We start from the raw sequence: 15,724 nt of genomic DNA, 5'->3' as shown, positions 1-15,724 counted from the left end.
TTTGTTGAAACCCCCTGCCATGTCGAAAATTGGCCCCTTTCCGCTGAACACGTTCGTTCAAGGCGACTGCATCGACCTGTTGCAAATGCTGCCGGCCAATTCGGTTGACCTCATTTTCGCCGACCCGCCCTACAACCTGCAGTTAAACGGCGAGTTGTACCGGCCCAACTTTACCAGGGTGGATGCAGTGGATGATACCTGGGACAAGTTCGAATCAACCCAGGCCTACGACAAATTCTGTCGTGCCTGGCTAAGCGAATGTCGCCGCGTGTTGAAGACCAACGGCAGCATCTGGGTCATCGGTACCTATCACAACATATTCAGGGTTGGCGCCATCATGCAGGACCTGGACTTTTGGCTGCTGAACGACGTGGTGTGGGTAAAGACCAATCCCATGCCCAATTTCAAGGGCACACGGTTCAACAATGCACACGAAACACTGATCTGGGCCACCCGTTCCAAAGACTCGCTTTACACGTTTCACTACCGCTCCATGAAGACCGCAAACGACGACCTGCAAATGCGCAGCGACTGGTTGATCCCGATTTGCACCGGTAGTGAACGGATCAGGGTAAACGGAGAAAAAGCACACTCCACGCAAAAGCCCGAAGCGCTGTTGCAACGGGTGATTCTTTCCACGTCCAATCCCGGCGACGTCGTGCTGGATCCTTTTTCCGGCAGCGGCACAACGGCGGCGGTAGCCAAGCGCCTGGGGCGGAATTTCATTGCCTTTGAACGCGACGCGTTTTACATTCGGATTGCCCACGAGCGGCTGAAAACAATTGAACCTCTCGATCATTCGCTACTAGTATACAAGATGGAAAACCGTAAGCCTCGGGTGTCGTTTGGCAACCTGGTAGAGAAGGGCTACATCGCAACCGGCGAGCCGTTGTTCAGCAGGGATGGAAAGCAGGTGGCGATCGTGCTGGCCGATGCCTCACTGGAGCACGACGGCATCACCGGTTCCATTCACAAGATCAGCGCTGCCATCCAGAAAAAAGACACCGGCAACGGCTGGCTGTTCTGGTATGTGAAACGCAACGACGAAACGATTTGCATCGATCAGTTGCGACACCAATACGAAGCGGCGTACCTTGAGCCCGCAATCGTGCAGGAAGAAGCGGAAAGAAGCAACGAACAATCGCCGGAAGAAAAAAGGCCCGCCTCCTGAAATCACCAACCCCTTGCGCAAACAACCGAATGGAACACAAAAAAGGCAGTATCGACATTGTGAACGAAGTACTGGAAGCCTGTATTCTCGCCTACCCCGTTTCGTCCTTTATCATTAGCCTGTACAAACAATACATCAGCCGTGGCTGGCTGACCAAAGGCCAGTTGCAGGGTCTTTACGCCAAAGCGCAAAAAATTGAAGACCTCGCACCGGGCAAGCTGGCGTCGCTGGAAGCCATGATCAACAAAATGCCCAACCGCACAAAGTCGGAAGCACCAAAAGAAAGCACACCGCTTTATCAAAAAGATGAAAGCACGGGCCAGCTTATTGAAGCCATCCTGGCCAAATACCCGCAGCACAAAACCGTACGTTTTCTCCAATCGAAATACAACAACAACCAACCGCTTTCTCCGGCCGAACTGGCCGACCTGAAACGGTTCGGCCAGTTGCTGAAAAAGTAAGGGTATATGCTCCGCAAACCGCGAAGGCGCATGGCCAAACACAGCCTCCATTTCAATGGTTATGCCTCCACGTGCATTCTCTTTTCCAGTATCGCCAACGCATTTTGCAGTTGTAAAAAATGCCGTTGCTCGTGTGCAATAAAAAACCGGAAGGTGTCGCCAAGTTTCAGGCGTACCAGTTTGTGCAAAGTCGTGGGGATACGTACCGACGCGAGGTCGGCGCCTTTGGCAATTTCCAGCAGGTTGAGCAAATGGTGCTGGTGCTGCAGGAACTCCGCTACCTGCATTTCGGCATCGGGCTGTGACGCGGGGATGGCCTGCTTTGGCGCCTTCATTTTGTTTTTCACGCTGCCGTTTTCTTCCGGCATCATCAGCCTTGTAAAATAGTTGCCCAGCCAGCCCGGACGAAATTTCGTGGCGGCAGGTTGTTGGTTCAGGTGCAAACCTTCTTCCATCGCTTGGATGTAATGCCGTGCATACATATTCAGGTGCTCCAGTATCTGTGCCGGGCTCCACTGCTGAAAAGCGGGTTGTGCTTGTAACAGGTAAGCCGGCAATATCTGCAATTGATTGACCTGTAAAATAAGGCTGCGCACATCGGCCTGCAGGCTGTCTACCAAAGAACGACTGTTGTAATTCATCTTGTTGTTTTAGTAACGCAAAAATGAAAACAGGGGCAGACAGGAATCTTGGTGAATACCAAGTTTTCGACGGAACAGAAAAAACGGGAGCGCTAAAACGGTTGCATCGATGTCTTACAGGTCTTACTCAATCTTTACCCTTGCCAGCAGCTTGCTGAAGTTGGTGGCGTCGATACCAAGATAAGAAGCCAGGTACTTGTGCGGCACCAGGTTTAACAGGTGCGGGCTTCGCCGGAACAGCGTTCGGAACTTTTCTTCATTGGTAAAACATTGCAATTCTATATGCCGCTCCAGTGCGCCCTTGAGTGCAAAAGCGGAGGCCTTGAAAAACAGCTGCCGCACGGCGGGATACCGTTCCATCAGCGCAGTAAGTTCATCGTGGTGCATACGCAGCAGCCGGCTGGCCGTCAGTGTTTCCAGAAAATACAAGGAGGGGGTTTGCGTGAGAAAACTATCGGCCACACCGCTGAACGATGGCGGGTAGGTAAACACGATGGTGGCTTCTTTGTTGTCGTCACCCAGGTAAAAGGCACGCTGTATACCCTCCAGGACAAAATACAGGTACCGTTCGGTTTCACCGGCCGCGGTGAGCACCACCTTCCGCTTCACCGTCAGCGGTTGCCAGGTGGCCGTAAGTGCTGCCAGTTCCTCTTCGGAAAGCGGGTGCACTTGCAAAAGGAATTTTTTGAGTCTTTCTGTTTCCATCGTGAACGCGAAAAATTTCTCCGTACCGTTAGTTTTTCCGTTCGCGAATGTGGTATTCCTGGATCAGCGGCGGGTTCTCCGGTGTAAGGGTAAAACTGACTTCCACATTCGCCTTTTCGCCTTCCAGCACAAAGGAGCCGCGCAAGCCATTCTCGGGTACCACCTCACCCACACGGAGGATCTTTCCCGCTTTTTCAAATATGGCCGTTGCCTCTTTCCGCAACACATCGGGAAAATAGTCCAGGAAAAAATTTTCAGCAAAAATGCCGGCCGTCTCTGCCCCTTTCCACGACGGCAGCAATTGCACCAGTTGATCCCTGCGCTGCACCAGGATGGATGAAGGCTGCAACTGCCGCGGCTTCAACCCCGCCAGCCTAACCAGGGTATCAAGCACCTGGTTGTTGATAGCGGTGGTTGGAGCATAGGTCAGGTTGCTGAAGCAAACGACCCCAATGCCGTAGTCGGGTAAAATTTGCCAGTTGCTGCCAAAGCCGGGCAAGCCGCCGCTGTGCCCTACCGAAACACGGCCCTCGCAATCACGCTGCCACCGCAAGCCATAGGCATAGGCCGATGCCACCGCGCAGGGACGACCGGAAGGATAGACGTAAGCTGCATTCAGGCCGCTAAAATTCCAGGGCTGCTGCATTTCACGCAGCGAACTTCGTTTCAGCGGGCCCGTTTCTTTCTCGCTTCGTGGCGGCCAAGCAGCCTGGTGCAGCGCCAGGTATTTGCTAAAATCTTCGATGGTCGTGATCATACCGCCCATGGCGCCCCACACGCCGTTGTGCAGCAGGGGCTGTTCCACCCATTGCCCGTTGAGCCAGCGGTAGCCGTGCGCCAGTTGCTCCGCAGGAACCTTGGTGAATTCGTAATAGGTATGGTTCATGCCCAGCGGCTGCAGGATGTGTTCTGTGATATACCGGTCATACGCTTGCCCCGAAACGGCTTTGATGATGTAGCCCAGCGTGGCAAAACCAAGATTGCTGTATTCATAAGCAACACCGGGCACATTGGAATAACGAATGCCCCTGCTGAGCAAGGCCAGTAATTCCTGGTCGGTCTTCGCCAGTTGACGATCGCCCCAGGGATTGTCTTCGGGAAAGCCTGCTGCATGGGTCAGCAGGTGGTGGATGGTGACCGGTGGTGCATCCGCTGCCGGGTACTCCTGCGTTTTAAAGGCGGGAATGTACAGCGAAACAGGATCATCCAACCGTAGCCTGCCGGCGTCCCGCAGTTGCAGGATAGCCATTGCGGTGAGGCTTTTGCTCATCGACGCAATGCGAAATGCCGATTGGGAACCTGCCGGTGTATTTTTTCCTGTTTCCAGCACGCCGCTTTGTCCCGAGCCAATTAGCCGGCCGTCGACCACAATGCCATACACAAAACCCGGCGAATGAATCCGGGCAGCAAAGGCCTTGTACAAACTATCGACCAAGGGCAGGGCGGCCTTGATTTTTTCAACGCGGGCCGGATCGGCAAACACAGCCTGCCGGTACCGGACAACCGTATTCTGTGCCCAGGCACCAAGCTGGCCGCAAAAAACAAGTGCAAGAATAAAAATCCGTCGATGCATAACAGAAGAATAAAAGGAAGAATAAGGCCCTTAAAATACGGAACAAAATTGCTTTCCTTTTGAACCGCAAACGCCGTGTATTATTTTAAGCCGCTAAACCCCTTGCAAAAAACAAAGTCAACCACCTATGCAAACAACCTGCGTTCGAATTCAAGTGCGCATTCTTCTCCTGCTTCTGCTGGTCGCTGCAAGTCTTGCCGGTCGTGCACAATCCTTTGCTGCTGTCGATTCCTGGCTGCAAACCAATATCCGGGACCTGGGCGGCCGGGCCATGCTACTGGTGTACAAAGATGGCAAGGTTGTCTACTCACAGGCGGTGAACGAGATGAGCCGCCGCCAAAAAGCCGTTGGCAAATTCATAGCCCGCAGGCAGGGCAAAGAGCCCAACCTCAACGACTACACCGCCACAACCCGCCAGCCCATTGCCAGTTGCAGCAAGTGGCTCAGCGCCGCCCTGGTGATGACCTTTGTTGACGAAGGAAAACTCCATCTCACGGATACGGTCGGCCGCTGGCTGCCCGCTCTTTCCCATCACGGAAAAGGCAAGATCACCATCGGCCAATGTCTTTCGCACCTGACAGCCATCCAGGCACCGGAACTCCGGGAAAGCCTGCGGGAGATGAAAGACGTCGGCAGCATGGACGAAGCCATCGAACAAATTGCTTTGCTGCCCATGGAAGGAGAACCCGGCCAGGTATTTCGTTACAGCAATACCGGCCTGCAGATCGCAGGCGCCGTGCTGGAAAAGATCAGCGGAAAATCGTTTGAAACGCTTTTTGCGGAGCGGCTTGCCGCCCCCCTGCAGATGAAGAAGACCGATTTTGGCAAAGGCCGGGTAGCACTACCCGCCGGCGGTGCGCAAAGCACACCGGAAGACTACCTGAATTTCCTGGTGATGATCCTGCACAAGGGTGTTTTCAATAACCAGCGCATCCTTTCGGAAAAAAGCATTGCCGAAATGGAAGTCAACCGCATCACACCGCCTGTGCGAATCGCCTATGCACCAGCAGAAGCCGGCAACTTTGGTTATGGCTTTGGCGAGTGGGTGATGGAAACGTCCACGCCGAACAACCGCACCAAAGCCGTTTGCAGCCCCGGCCTTTTTGGTTCCTTCCCGCTGGTGGATCATGAAAAAAACTACTGTGCTTTCCTGATGACCTTTAACCTGAAAAACAAAGGCCGCAATGAAAAATACAGGGAATTGAAAGCCCTCCTCGACGCAGCTCTGCGGTGAGAAAAGAACGCCCCATTCGTCCACAAATAAAAAAAGGAAGGCAAGAAATTTGGCTTTCTTCTTCGACCATTTTGCCGGGCACGCCTCTGTTCGGGGAGCGGCCCTAAATTTGTTACAGTCGATCTATACAACCTTTCGCATGGTGCAGAAGAAGACAAGAATTCAATTTGTGCTAGACCTGTCGGCACGGCTGGTGGAAAGAAACAAAGCATTTACCCTTGCCTTAAAAGAAAAGCGTTCGCAGGACGAACTAAAGGCGATTCATTCCGAGATACAGGAAATCTACAACCATATCAGTTCGCTCAACGAAGCGGCTCCGCTTCCACTCTAAACGGTTATCGTCTCAAGTAGTCTTACCAGAAATTTTTCTTGTCGTAAACTGTTACACCGATTGGCTGCTTCAGCCAATTGAACAGCGTGAGCGGTTTTCATTCCGCCAGCAATTTGCAAAAACAGCAAAGCTTTTCGACGCTCTTCGCTGCGTGCTTCCAAATCCACTATATTGGCTGCGTTAAAAGTCCGCCATGATCAAATACCTGCAACTGCAACAACATTTCGATGTCGAAAAAATAAAGGCCGAAATGGCGCAAATGGAAGAGAGCCGGTGGAAGCAGCATTACAACAAAAGCCATTACGAAGGGCAATGGAATGTGTCGCCGCTGCGGTCCCTGAACGGCAGTGCTGAAAACATTGTTTCCGTCCATGCCACGACCAATCCATACAGCGATACGCCGCTGCTGCAGTCCTTTCCTTCCATTCAGTCGGTGCTTCGTTTTTTCGCCTGCGAAAAAAGGGCTGTCCGGTTGATGAAGCTGCACGCCGGCGCCATCATCAAAGAACACTGCGACCAGGAGATGAGTTTTGAAGAAGGCGAGGTGCGGTTTCATATCCCGGTGACCACCAACCCGGGTGTGGCGTTTTACCTCGAAGAAGAACAGGTAGTGATGCAGGAAGGCGAATGCTGGTACCTGAACCTCTCGCTTAAACACCGCGTCAAAAACGCCGGCACTACCGACCGTGTGCACCTCGTGATTGATTGCAAGGTTAACGAGTGGGTACGTAACCTGTTTGCGCAACAAGCACGGGTGCAAAAACAGGCGGAGGAAAAACAGCACCACCACGATCCCGAAACCACGAAAAAAATCATTGCCGAATTGCGCAAACAGAATACGCCAACTTCCCTGGAACTGGCCGCCAACCTCGAAAACAGCCTGTCATGACCAACGAATATTTTTTCGAAAAAACACTGGGTTTTATCCACAGCATCGGCATTGAAACAAGCTATTGCAGCCTGCCGGAGCAGGATTGTTTTCTACCCGGCTTGTCTATCGAAGAAGGCCGGATCCTGATCGACAAAGAAAAGCTCCGGCACCACGGTGATGTGCTCCATGAAGCGGCACATCTCGCCGTAGTTCCTGCAGCCGATCGAAACACACTAAGCGGGCCTGCCATCGGTCAGCGGAAGGATGCGCCGGCCGAAGAGATGATGGCCATTGCCTGGAGCTATGCCGCCTGCATTCATCTCTCCATCGATCCGCATTTTGTTTTTCACGGGCAGGGTTACCAGGGCGGCGGCGAATCCATCGTGGAAAATTTCAGTAACGGAAATTACATTGGCGTGCCGATGCTGCAATGGCTGGGTCTGACAACAACGGCACCGGGTGCAGATTCCGTTTACCCGGTCATGAAAAAATGGCTCCGCGATTAGTGCCCTCATTCTTCATTATTTATTTTTTATCCTCCCCATGCTCATTCTTCAACTCACAGGTTTGTCCGGCGCAGGAAAGTCCACGCTTGCCTTTGCGCTGAAAAAAGGCCTGGACGAAAAGGGCCTGGCGGCAGAAGTGATTGACGGGGATGTGTACCGGCAAACGACCTGTAAGGACCTTGGCTTTTCGGCAGCCGACCGGAAAGAAAACATGCGGCGGCTTGCCGGTGTAGCAAACGGTTTTTACCAGCAAGGCGTCATTGCCATCATCGCTGCCATCAACCCCTATGAAGAAATACGGAAAGAAATTTCGGAAACTGTTGGTGCGAAGATTATTTGGGTGCGGTGCGATCTGCAGATCCTGATTCAAAGAGACACAAAAGGTCTTTACCAAAAAGCATTTCTTCCCGACGATCACCCCCAAAAGATCCGCAACCTGTCAGGCATCAACGATCCCTACGAATTGCCTTCGGCGCCGGACCTTGTGATTGACACCGGTGTGATGAACGTTACAGAGTCCGGCCATTGCCTGCTCTCTTTTGTCCTATCGTCTTTGGAAGCCGGCAGGTAGTTTTTTTACCTTTTCATAAAATGCATAACAAGGCTCCAGGTAACCGGGCCATTGCGATTTCTCCCCCATTTCCGCAAACACCTGTTGCGGACGTTTGGCATGGTAGCGACAGCGTTCTTCAAACTGCTGTTCCAGCGAAGAGTAAAACGGGAGTTGCACGAGGCTGTACACGTCCCTGATGATGTTATCCATGCCGGCTGCGTAGTCAAACGCAAAGGCCAGCGGATCGCTTTCGATGATCCTGCTGATCTGCCTGAAATAAGAAGTCAGTACATGGCCCATGTATCGGTCCGGGTTTAACTCGCGGCTTTCTTCTTCTGTAAAACCAAACAGCTGCGGTTCTATCATGCCCGGCACCGATTGAAGGCCCCGCTGTTTTTGCTGTGAGCGCAAAACCTCGAACGGCTCGCGGTAAAGAAGGATGAAAGGGATCTGTGGAAAAAGTCTTCGAAGCTGTTCGTAAAAATGCAGGTGCCAGCTATCGGCTTTGAGAAAAAGATTCTGCTGTTCGCTGTTGCGTTGCCGGCCGTAAAAGGCCAATGCGGCCCGGAAGTACTCGCCGGCAGCAGGCTGGCTGACCGAGGGCAATTGAAACGGCAACCGGAGGACGTTGTCGAAAAACGGAACTTCCGACAGCACCAGGTTTTCCTTTTCCAAACTCAATAACTGGGAAAGCAGCGTGGAGCCGCAACGGGACACGTGAAAGATGATCGCCGTTGGTGCAAGAGCTGCAATGCCCGTCGACCACTCAACCAGCATGGGCAGATCCGAAACGGATTTGTAGCGGCGACGTCCGCCCTGGGCGTATTTGCAGGCGGATAGGGTCTCTTCAAAAAAAGGTTCGGTAAATTCTTTTTCGCCCATATACAGCCATTCGCACAAAAGAGCCGGGGACGATTTCTGCATTCGTACAGGAAGCCAATTGTGCAAGGCGAATGACGGTTTCAAAGACGTAGTACTGTTTCGTGAAGACAAGAAATTTGATCAGATGCCGCGGCAGCGGATATAGAGTTCCCGCTCCACCCGCATGATTTCTTTTTGCTTCAGTCCCTCATTGGGCTTGCAAAAGAAACCTTCCAGTTTTTCCGAATGGGCTTCTGTTAAACCTTCCAGCGACGACAGCGGGTTGTCGTGCACATACAGTTCCTTCAGGTTCGTGAGCTTCGCCACGGGCTTCAGGCTGTCGATTTGATTCAATTGCACATACAGTTGCTCCAGCGACAAAAGGTCTTCGATACCTGCCAGGCTTTTGATCTGGTTGTCGAGCAAAAACAAGGCTTTCAATTGTGTCAGCGACTGCACTTCGGTGATTGTTTCGATTCTATGGTGGATGACGACCAGCACGGTCAGGTTGGTCAGCGCTGCAACGCCCGAAAGATCAGTCAGCTCAAAACGCATATTGGCATAGGCCGCACGGGGACCGGCAAAACGCAGGGCCTGCAATGCAAAAAGCTGAGCCAACTCACCGGGAGTTGGCTCATTCGCATGGTGAAAAACCGTTTCGGCAAACGCCTGTTTCCATCCCGGCGACAACTGCCGCCACCATAAAAGATCGGGTACCATTGTTTCGACGCAAACAGTTTAGTTACGGGAAGGAAATATGCCTTCGAGAGCAATGTAAAAATTCAACACCAGATATGGCGGCATATTGTTATGGGGCTGGCTGCCACCGGCTGTCCCAACCGCAGCCGGGTTCATTTGCACCGCTGTTCCGCTGGTCTTGTATTCTCTGTCCAATGCACCGGTATTGGCTAGGTACGCCCCGGAAGGCGATGAGGTATCGCCGGCATCCGATACCGCGGTGAAGGCGTGGTTATGGATAGGCATTTGCGTTGACAGGAGGGTAACGGTTTCCGTACCGGACAGTTCACCCAGGGTTCTGGGTGAAAGACCTGGCCCCTGTCCTTGGCCCATAGGCACACGACCACGGAGATCCGGAAGAGCAAACGTGGTTTGGCCATTGCCGCCATACGTCGTACCCAAAAGAGCAAAGAGGGCAGTATTTTGGGCAATCGACAGAATTTGGCCCTGGCAGAAGGCATAACCGCGTGGAGCAAAGTTTATCCCGGATATGGTAATTTCTCCGAGCAATGGACTTTCTGGCATAACAATAAAAGTTTAAACGTGATAAATGATTTTCTTGTTCAAAACTGTTTCTTTTTCCAAAACGCTGGCGATGATATTCACCTGCTGTCCCTTCCGCACCTTCGCTTTTACTTTCAACAACGGTGGCTTTGACGCACTGGTTTTTTGCAAGCTTCTTTTCAGCAGCAGAATGGAATCGGTAGTCTCTTCCTCCATCGGTAGTGCCTGCAGCGCTTCCAGTTCAAAGCGGTTGAGCCGGAAAAGTTTTTCGTTTTCCCCGTCAGCGCTGAAAAACGTAACTACCACATCCGAAGGCCGCCTGGCTTCTTCGTTCCAATAAATCCAGGTGGGCTTTGCCACGAGATGGTGTTCGGAAAAAACAACTGCGTCACCGTCCCGGTGAAAATGTCCATTGGCTACGGGTAGATTGCCGTCCTGCTGAACGGTCCCGCTAAAACGCCGGCCACTGTTTTTCGTTGAAAAATTTTTCCAGAGCTGCTGCAGGTCTTCGGTTTGCGGCAGGGGAAGAAATTGGCCGACGGAACCAAAGGCGGCGCCGGCAGAGAGTACGGCCAGGCTGCCCAGGAAACTTCGCCGGCTGGTATTGCTACTGTTCATGGGGTTATTGTTTTATCAGTTTCTCGGTAAGCAGATCCGTGTCTTTTTTGATCTGGAGAAGGTAGATGCCTTTCGCATACGGCGACAGATCTACCGGGTGAAGGCCCTGCGCCACTGTTTGGCCAAACAGCTTGCGTCCGTTCATATCTACAACAGAAATCTCCACCGGCCCGTTGGCATCAATGCTCAACTGGTAGCGGCCATTGCCGGCCTGCTGCAGCGTGTAAAAACCACCGGCAGAAAGATCCACACTTACGATGGCAGAATAAGCAGATTGGTTATCCAGATCGCGTTGCTGGAGACGGTAATAATTGCGGCCGGATACCGGCGTGGCATCGGTAAAATGGTAAGCCCGTTCCGTGGCAGAATTACCCGCGCCATTGACAAACCCGATCGTCGTCCAGTCGGCGCCGTTGCGACTGTGCTGCACTTCGAAACCTTTGTTGTTGGTTTCCGATGCTGTGATCCAGTTGAGCTGCACCTGCCGGCCGGTCTTTGCGGCTGTAAAGCTAACCAGGCGAATCGGCAGTGTGCCCGAGCCTGTGATAGAGAGTGCGGTACCACCGGTACAAGGCGGATTGGGACTTGGCGTAACCCCCGACCAGGAGCAGGAAGGATTGCTGGTGCTGGGCGGCGTGGAGCGGTTACACGGGCTTTGATAATAAGGCTGCCCGTCAAACGCCAATACCCACACGTTATCGGGTGCGCCCATCCAGAAAATATCGACGGTGACACCAGCCGTGCCGGCAACGGTTCCCGTGCCTTCGTAAGCAACCTGCCCGTTTACATCGGCAATTTTATTCAGTGTGATGGTCCCGGTCATACACTGGCCCGAAACGGCGATTGTTTGCGCAACCGCAACGGATCGCAGCAAAAGCGAAAGAAAAAGCAGGGAGATTATTCTCATAAACGTGCGTTGAAGGGAGGTTGGTTCCTGATTTCGCCACGGAAGATAGAGAAAATAAATGCGATCTGTTGCACCGTTTTTTTTGTGAGACAGCGAATGCTCTTTGTAACAAACGGAGAGCTGCCTGCGGACTGCATTTGGGCATTTTTCGTCCTGCCAGAAAAATTTCACTACTTCGCTGCAATCGCCTTCAACGACTTGCACAGGGCAAAAAACTTGTTGGCAATGTCGACAGACTCTTTGTAGGAAATCGGTTTTACCACGTACGAGTGTGCACCCAGGGCCAGGCACTCATCCCGCTCAACGGGGTTTAGCGACGTAGAATAAATAACCACGGCAATGTGCTGCAGGGAAGGTTCGGCTTTCAGCAGTTTTAGTGTTTGCCTGCCGTTTAGTTTGGGCATGTTCAGGTCCAGGATCATCAGGCAGGGTAGCGTTGCGCCTTCCTTGGTACATTGCTGCAGGTAGGCTAAAGCCCGTTCGCCGTTCTCTTCGTACTGCACACAGTCGCCATAGCCTAATTCTTCAAAGGTATCTTTGAGAAGCAGACGATCTTCTTCATCGTCGTCAACCATTAAGATGTCAATGTCTTTGCTTTTCATAAACTGCGGAGTGGTTAATCGGTAATGTGATCACGAACGTCGATCCCTTTCCGAGGCGGCTTTGCGCTGTGATGTTGCCGCCGTGCAGGGCAACAATTTTGTGGCAAATGGCAAGCCCCAGGCCGGTGCCCTCGTATTTCTGTGTAGAGTGCAGCCGTTGAAACAGCGTAAACATTTGCGGCAAAAATTTCTCTTCGAAACCAATGCCGTTGTCGTTGATGTGAATCCGGAGATCGTTGTTGTCTGTCTCGCCCCAGACTTTTATTTCCGGCTTTACGTTGTCCCGGGCATATTTGATCCCGTTGCTAATCAGGTTTTCAAACAACTGGTGCAGCATGTTTTCATCCGCCTCGATCAACGGCAAAGGGTCGATGTGAACAATCGCGCCTTTTTCCTCGATCAGCATTTCAAGATCCTGCAGTGCGTTGTGCGTTACCTGGTTCAGGTTGATTTTTTTAAACTGGACCGCTTTTCGCTCTACCTGGGCAAATGCCAGCAGGTCGTTGATCAGGCTACGCATGCGGCGGGAGGCAGCCTGCATGTTATTCAGGTAATCACGGCCTTTTTCGTCCAGTACCGGCTCGTATTTACTTAAAAGGAAATCGCTGTAAAAACTGATCTTCCGTGCCGGTTCCTGCAGGTCGTGCGAAGCCACGTAGGCAAATTGCTGCAGTTCCAGGTTGCTGCGGTTCAACTCTGTGATGTTGTGCTCGAGAGCAGCCTGATTTTCCCGTAACCGGGCCTGCGTTTCTTTCAGCTCCTTGTTGTTCTGCAGGGTTTCTTCCACCATCTTTTGTGCATTGATGTCGACGAAGTAACCGATCCAGTAGAGCAACTTGCCTTTTTCATCATTGAGCGGCGAAATGGAAACCAGGTGCCAGTAGTAATCCTCGTCACCCTTGTGACGCAGGCGGCACTGGGTTTTAATGGTGGATGCACCCAACGGCACTTCCTGTTTGACCAGGATGGAAAATGAATCATAGTCTTCGGGATGCACCACTTCCTTCCAGCGGGAGGCATTCAGTTGCGAAGTGGTCATGCCCGTAAAGCGCTTCAGCCATTCGTTGGCATAAATCAGTTCGCCTTTGTCGCTCAGCGAAAAAATGATCAGCGGCAGTGCATTGGTGAGCATCTTGTACTGTTGCTCGCTTTCCTGCAGTTTCTGGGCAAGGTCCTGCAGCAGTTCGTTCTTTCGCTTGATCTCTTCGTAGGGCGAGAGAGGGGGTTCACTGCGGAAGACCCGTTTCCACTCGTCCAGCTTTTGGGCGTCAAGCTTGTCGGCGAAAGGAATGGAATAATACAGTTCGATGGAGGTCTGCTTTTCGGTCGTAGAGATGTTGTACTTGCTCACCAGCCGCTTGGCAAACGCAAGCCCTTCGTATTTCTGGTGTTGCTGTTCTTCATCGAGAATCTTGGCAACGATGTATTTTTCGCGTTGGGCCTCGGTGATGCTCAACACCAGGCAGCCGTTCTTTCCGTGTTCGATGGTGTTTCGCGACACTTCGGAAACTGCCGTGGCAAAGGTAGTTTGTGCCGACAACGATAACCCGGCCAGTTCCGCCAGTCGCATGCTGCGCTTGTGGGCCAGGATCAGGTCCATTTCATTCTGCAACGTTACCCGGATTAACTCCTGCGTCTTCATACATAAAGTTTACAACTGGCAATGGATGCATCGTCGGTGCCCCGTACAAATTCTTTGAACAAGACGGCATCAAGCAGCGAAAGGTCATTCCGCAAAATTCCGGGAAATTTCAGCATATCCCATTTCGACTTCAGTCCGTCGCTGCACATAATCAGGCATTGTCCCGGTTCGTACAGAATTTCCTGGTCTTTCATGGAAGTCGGCATGTTAAGGCCAACGATTCCATTATACGGATTGTGGTATTTGGCGCCATTGACGCTGTAGGTCTTTGTACTGATGTTGCCCACGCCGCAAATAGCCCAGCGACGTTCTTTGAAGTGAAAGATAGCCACGGTTGCCACGAGGCCTCTTGTTTTTTTGACGGCCAGGTTAATGAATCGAAGGTTCTCTACCGGGCTGTGTTCGTGACAGACCTTGAAGGCTTCAATAGCCGTGTTCACGGCAATGGCCGCCTCTTTCCCATGCCCAAGGCCATCGCCCAGGAATAACTTGAGATGCTCTTTGGAGTGTTTGAAATAAAATCCGTCGCCGCATTCCGTTTCTCCCGGTTTGGGAACCAGCAGCGAACGGACGTCGAAACCGGCACGTACTTTCTTTTCCGGCAGTTTTCCGTCAAACAAACGGGAAAGCAGCAGCGTGCCCCACCCTTTTTGCGTATAGATCTGGAAAACATCGGAAAGCCGCCGGATGGCGCCCAGGCCCTGACCCAGCGTGTTTTTGGAAGAAGCCCCATCGACCATCATGTTCTTCAGGTCATTGATGCCTGGGCCGTTGTCGATAGAGATGATCTCGATGCCCTGGAGCCCTTTTTCTTCGATCAGTTTTACCAGCACTTCTCCGCCAATGGCGTGCTTGGACAGGTTGGAAACAATTTCAGCGACCACGATATCGATCTCCGCCAGCCGCTTTAGGCCGAAACCGGCCGATGCAGCCAGTGCATGGATTTCTTTTTTCAATATCGCAAAATAACTTCTGTCTGCCGCGTTCAGCCGGAGGTGTACTGCATTAACCATTCTTCCACTTTGTAACGATAACTGTTGTCCCTTTTCCCACCACACTTTTAATGTCGAATTCGTTCACCAGCCGCCGGGCACCGGGCAAACCCAGGCCAAGGCTTTTACCGGTAGAGAATCCGTCCTTCATGGCCTGTTGAATGTCTTTGATGCCGGGACCTTTGTCCTGGAAAGTTAAGCGAATGCCGTTCTCACGGCCTTTGCTCACCACTTCGATGATTGTCGTTCCACCACCGCCATAGCGCAGCATGTTGCGAACCAGTTCGGAAGCAGCGGTGATCAATTTGGTTTGGTTCACCAACCCCATTCCGATCTTGACCGCATACTCTTTGATCCGGTTGCGAAACGGTACTACATCCTGCTCTTTTTGTATGACAAGCGTGTCTTTACTCAGGACGATGATCATCGTGTTCTTCCTCCTCAAAGTCCTCGAAAGAACCGATTTTACTTCGTAGCAATTCCATTCCTTTCTCAACATTGAGTGCGGTGCTCACTCCTTTCAGTTCCAGTCCCAGTTCGATCAGCGTAATGGCCACGGCAGGCTGCATGCCCACTACCACGGTTTCGGCATCCATAATCTTGCTCATGCTTCCAATATTGCCGATGATGCGTCCCATGAACGAATCAACGATGGAAAGGGCGGAAATGTCAATCAGAACGCCTCTTGCACCGGTTTTGCTCACCATCTGCACCAGGTCACTTTCCAGGTTCAAGGCCAACCTGTCGTACAGATCGACCTGGATCGTGACCAGTAAAAAATTCCCCATCCGGAGGATTGGTATCCTGTCCATAT

The 15,724-nt window shown here is 52.1% G+C and carries 20 protein-coding genes; 7 read left to right on the top strand and 13 right to left on the bottom strand.

The window, feature by feature from the left end; all coding sequences use genetic code 11:
• The first annotated feature begins 19 nt into the window (after nucleotides 1-19).
• Both D6024_RS05850 and D6024_RS05845 read left to right on the top strand, forming a co-directional pair.
• On the top strand, nucleotides 20-1,171 hold the full coding sequence (locus tag D6024_RS05850; protein WP_121354129.1) for a site-specific DNA-methyltransferase: 1,152 nt from the start codon (nucleotides 20-22) through the stop codon (nucleotides 1,169-1,171).
• A gap of 29 nt (nucleotides 1,172-1,200) precedes the next feature.
• Entirely contained in the window at nucleotides 1,201-1,632 is a 432-nt protein-coding gene (locus tag D6024_RS05845; protein WP_121353662.1) for a hypothetical protein, read from the top strand.
• Between the two features lie 59 nt (nucleotides 1,633-1,691).
• Here D6024_RS05845 and D6024_RS05840 read toward each other — a convergent pair whose 3' ends face one another.
• The 3 genes from D6024_RS05840 to D6024_RS05830 form a co-directional block, all read right to left on the bottom strand.
• Entirely contained in the window at nucleotides 1,692-2,273 is a 582-nt protein-coding gene (locus D6024_RS05840) for a DinB family protein (RefSeq protein WP_121353661.1), read from the bottom strand.
• A gap of 123 nt (nucleotides 2,274-2,396) precedes the next feature.
• Nucleotides 2,397-2,978 (bottom strand): Crp/Fnr family transcriptional regulator, encoded by a 582-nt coding sequence (locus D6024_RS05835; RefSeq protein WP_121353660.1) that lies wholly within the window; start codon nucleotides 2,976-2,978, stop codon nucleotides 2,397-2,399.
• A gap of 28 nt (nucleotides 2,979-3,006) precedes the next feature.
• Entirely contained in the window at nucleotides 3,007-4,551 is a 1,545-nt protein-coding gene (locus D6024_RS05830; RefSeq protein ID WP_121353659.1) for a serine hydrolase domain-containing protein, read from the bottom strand.
• 154 nt (nucleotides 4,552-4,705) lie between these two features.
• Here D6024_RS05830 and D6024_RS05825 point away from each other — a divergent pair, with 154 nt between their 5' ends.
• The 5 genes from D6024_RS05825 (at nucleotide 4,706) to cysC (ending at nucleotide 8,064) form a co-directional block, all read left to right on the top strand.
• Nucleotides 4,706-5,785, top strand: coding sequence for a serine hydrolase domain-containing protein (locus D6024_RS05825; RefSeq protein ID WP_205573232.1), 1,080 nt, complete (start codon nucleotides 4,706-4,708; stop codon nucleotides 5,783-5,785).
• Between the two features lie 49 nt (nucleotides 5,786-5,834).
• Nucleotides 5,835-6,116, top strand: a complete 282-nt coding sequence (locus D6024_RS05820) for a hypothetical protein (protein WP_121353657.1) — start codon at nucleotides 5,835-5,837, stop codon at nucleotides 6,114-6,116.
• Nucleotides 6,117-6,309: 193 nt separating this feature from the next.
• Nucleotides 6,310-7,005, top strand: coding sequence for an aspartyl/asparaginyl beta-hydroxylase domain-containing protein (locus tag D6024_RS05815; protein WP_121353656.1), 696 nt, complete (start codon nucleotides 6,310-6,312; stop codon nucleotides 7,003-7,005).
• Nucleotides 7,002-7,493, top strand: coding sequence for a hypothetical protein (locus D6024_RS05810; protein WP_121353655.1), 492 nt, complete (start codon nucleotides 7,002-7,004; stop codon nucleotides 7,491-7,493). Before D6024_RS05815 ends, D6024_RS05810 begins: the two co-directional genes overlap by 4 nt.
• 37 nt (nucleotides 7,494-7,530) lie before the next feature.
• Nucleotides 7,531-8,064, top strand: a complete 534-nt coding sequence (gene cysC, locus D6024_RS05805) for an adenylyl-sulfate kinase (RefSeq protein ID WP_121353654.1) — start codon at nucleotides 7,531-7,533, stop codon at nucleotides 8,062-8,064.
• Here the strand turns inward: cysC and D6024_RS05800 are convergent.
• The 10 genes from D6024_RS05800 to D6024_RS05755 all read right to left on the bottom strand — a co-directional run bounded on the left by D6024_RS05800 (nucleotide 8,038) and on the right by D6024_RS05755 (nucleotide 15,722).
• Nucleotides 8,038-8,970: a sulfotransferase family protein gene (locus tag D6024_RS05800; RefSeq protein WP_162944575.1), complete on the bottom strand. Its 933-nt coding sequence runs from the start codon at nucleotides 8,968-8,970 to the stop codon at nucleotides 8,038-8,040. The genes cysC and D6024_RS05800 overlap by 27 nt on opposite strands.
• Before the next feature lie 78 nt (nucleotides 8,971-9,048).
• Entirely contained in the window at nucleotides 9,049-9,627 is a 579-nt protein-coding gene (locus tag D6024_RS05795; RefSeq protein ID WP_121353652.1) for a leucine-rich repeat domain-containing protein, read from the bottom strand.
• An 18-nt stretch (nucleotides 9,628-9,645) separates the two neighbouring features.
• A complete protein-coding gene (locus D6024_RS05790) occupies nucleotides 9,646-10,170 on the bottom strand; it encodes a phage tail protein (RefSeq protein ID WP_121353651.1) in 525 nt (174 codons plus the stop codon).
• A gap of 12 nt (nucleotides 10,171-10,182) precedes the next feature.
• Nucleotides 10,183-10,767: a twin-arginine translocation signal domain-containing protein gene (locus D6024_RS05785; protein ID WP_121353650.1), complete on the bottom strand. Its 585-nt coding sequence runs from the start codon at nucleotides 10,765-10,767 to the stop codon at nucleotides 10,183-10,185.
• Between the two features lie 4 nt (nucleotides 10,768-10,771).
• Nucleotides 10,772-11,674, bottom strand: coding sequence for a T9SS type A sorting domain-containing protein (locus tag D6024_RS05780; RefSeq protein ID WP_162944574.1), 903 nt, complete (start codon nucleotides 11,672-11,674; stop codon nucleotides 10,772-10,774).
• Nucleotides 11,675-11,844: 170 nt separating this feature from the next.
• Nucleotides 11,845-12,276 carry a response regulator gene (locus D6024_RS05775; RefSeq protein WP_121353648.1) on the bottom strand — a complete coding sequence of 144 codons (432 nt, stop codon included), beginning with the start codon at nucleotides 12,274-12,276 and terminating at the stop codon, nucleotides 11,845-11,847.
• A complete protein-coding gene (locus tag D6024_RS05770; RefSeq protein WP_121353647.1) occupies nucleotides 12,257-13,918 on the bottom strand; it encodes an ATP-binding protein in 1,662 nt (553 codons plus the stop codon). The genes D6024_RS05775 and D6024_RS05770 overlap by 20 nt, the downstream gene beginning before the upstream one ends.
• Complete coding sequence (locus D6024_RS05765) at nucleotides 13,915-14,931, bottom strand: ATP-binding SpoIIE family protein phosphatase (protein WP_121353646.1); 1,017 nt, start codon at nucleotides 14,929-14,931, stop codon at nucleotides 13,915-13,917. Before D6024_RS05765 ends, D6024_RS05770 begins: the two co-directional genes overlap by 4 nt.
• Complete coding sequence (locus tag D6024_RS05760; protein ID WP_121353645.1) at nucleotides 14,924-15,337, bottom strand: anti-sigma regulatory factor; 414 nt, start codon at nucleotides 15,335-15,337, stop codon at nucleotides 14,924-14,926. Before D6024_RS05760 ends, D6024_RS05765 begins: the two co-directional genes overlap by 8 nt.
• Nucleotides 15,318-15,722 (bottom strand): STAS domain-containing protein, encoded by a 405-nt coding sequence (locus D6024_RS05755; RefSeq protein WP_121353644.1) that lies wholly within the window; start codon nucleotides 15,720-15,722, stop codon nucleotides 15,318-15,320. The genes D6024_RS05760 and D6024_RS05755 overlap by 20 nt, the downstream gene beginning before the upstream one ends.
• Nucleotides 15,723-15,724 lie beyond the last annotated feature (2 nt).

It is taken from the genome of Flavisolibacter nicotianae, from assembly GCF_003628535.1.
GTDB classification, from domain to species: Bacteria; Bacteroidota; Bacteroidia; order Chitinophagales; family Chitinophagaceae; genus Flavisolibacter; species Flavisolibacter nicotianae.
The sequence above is the reverse complement of the archived record's forward strand: the minus strand, read 5'-3'. Positions and strand labels throughout refer to the sequence as shown.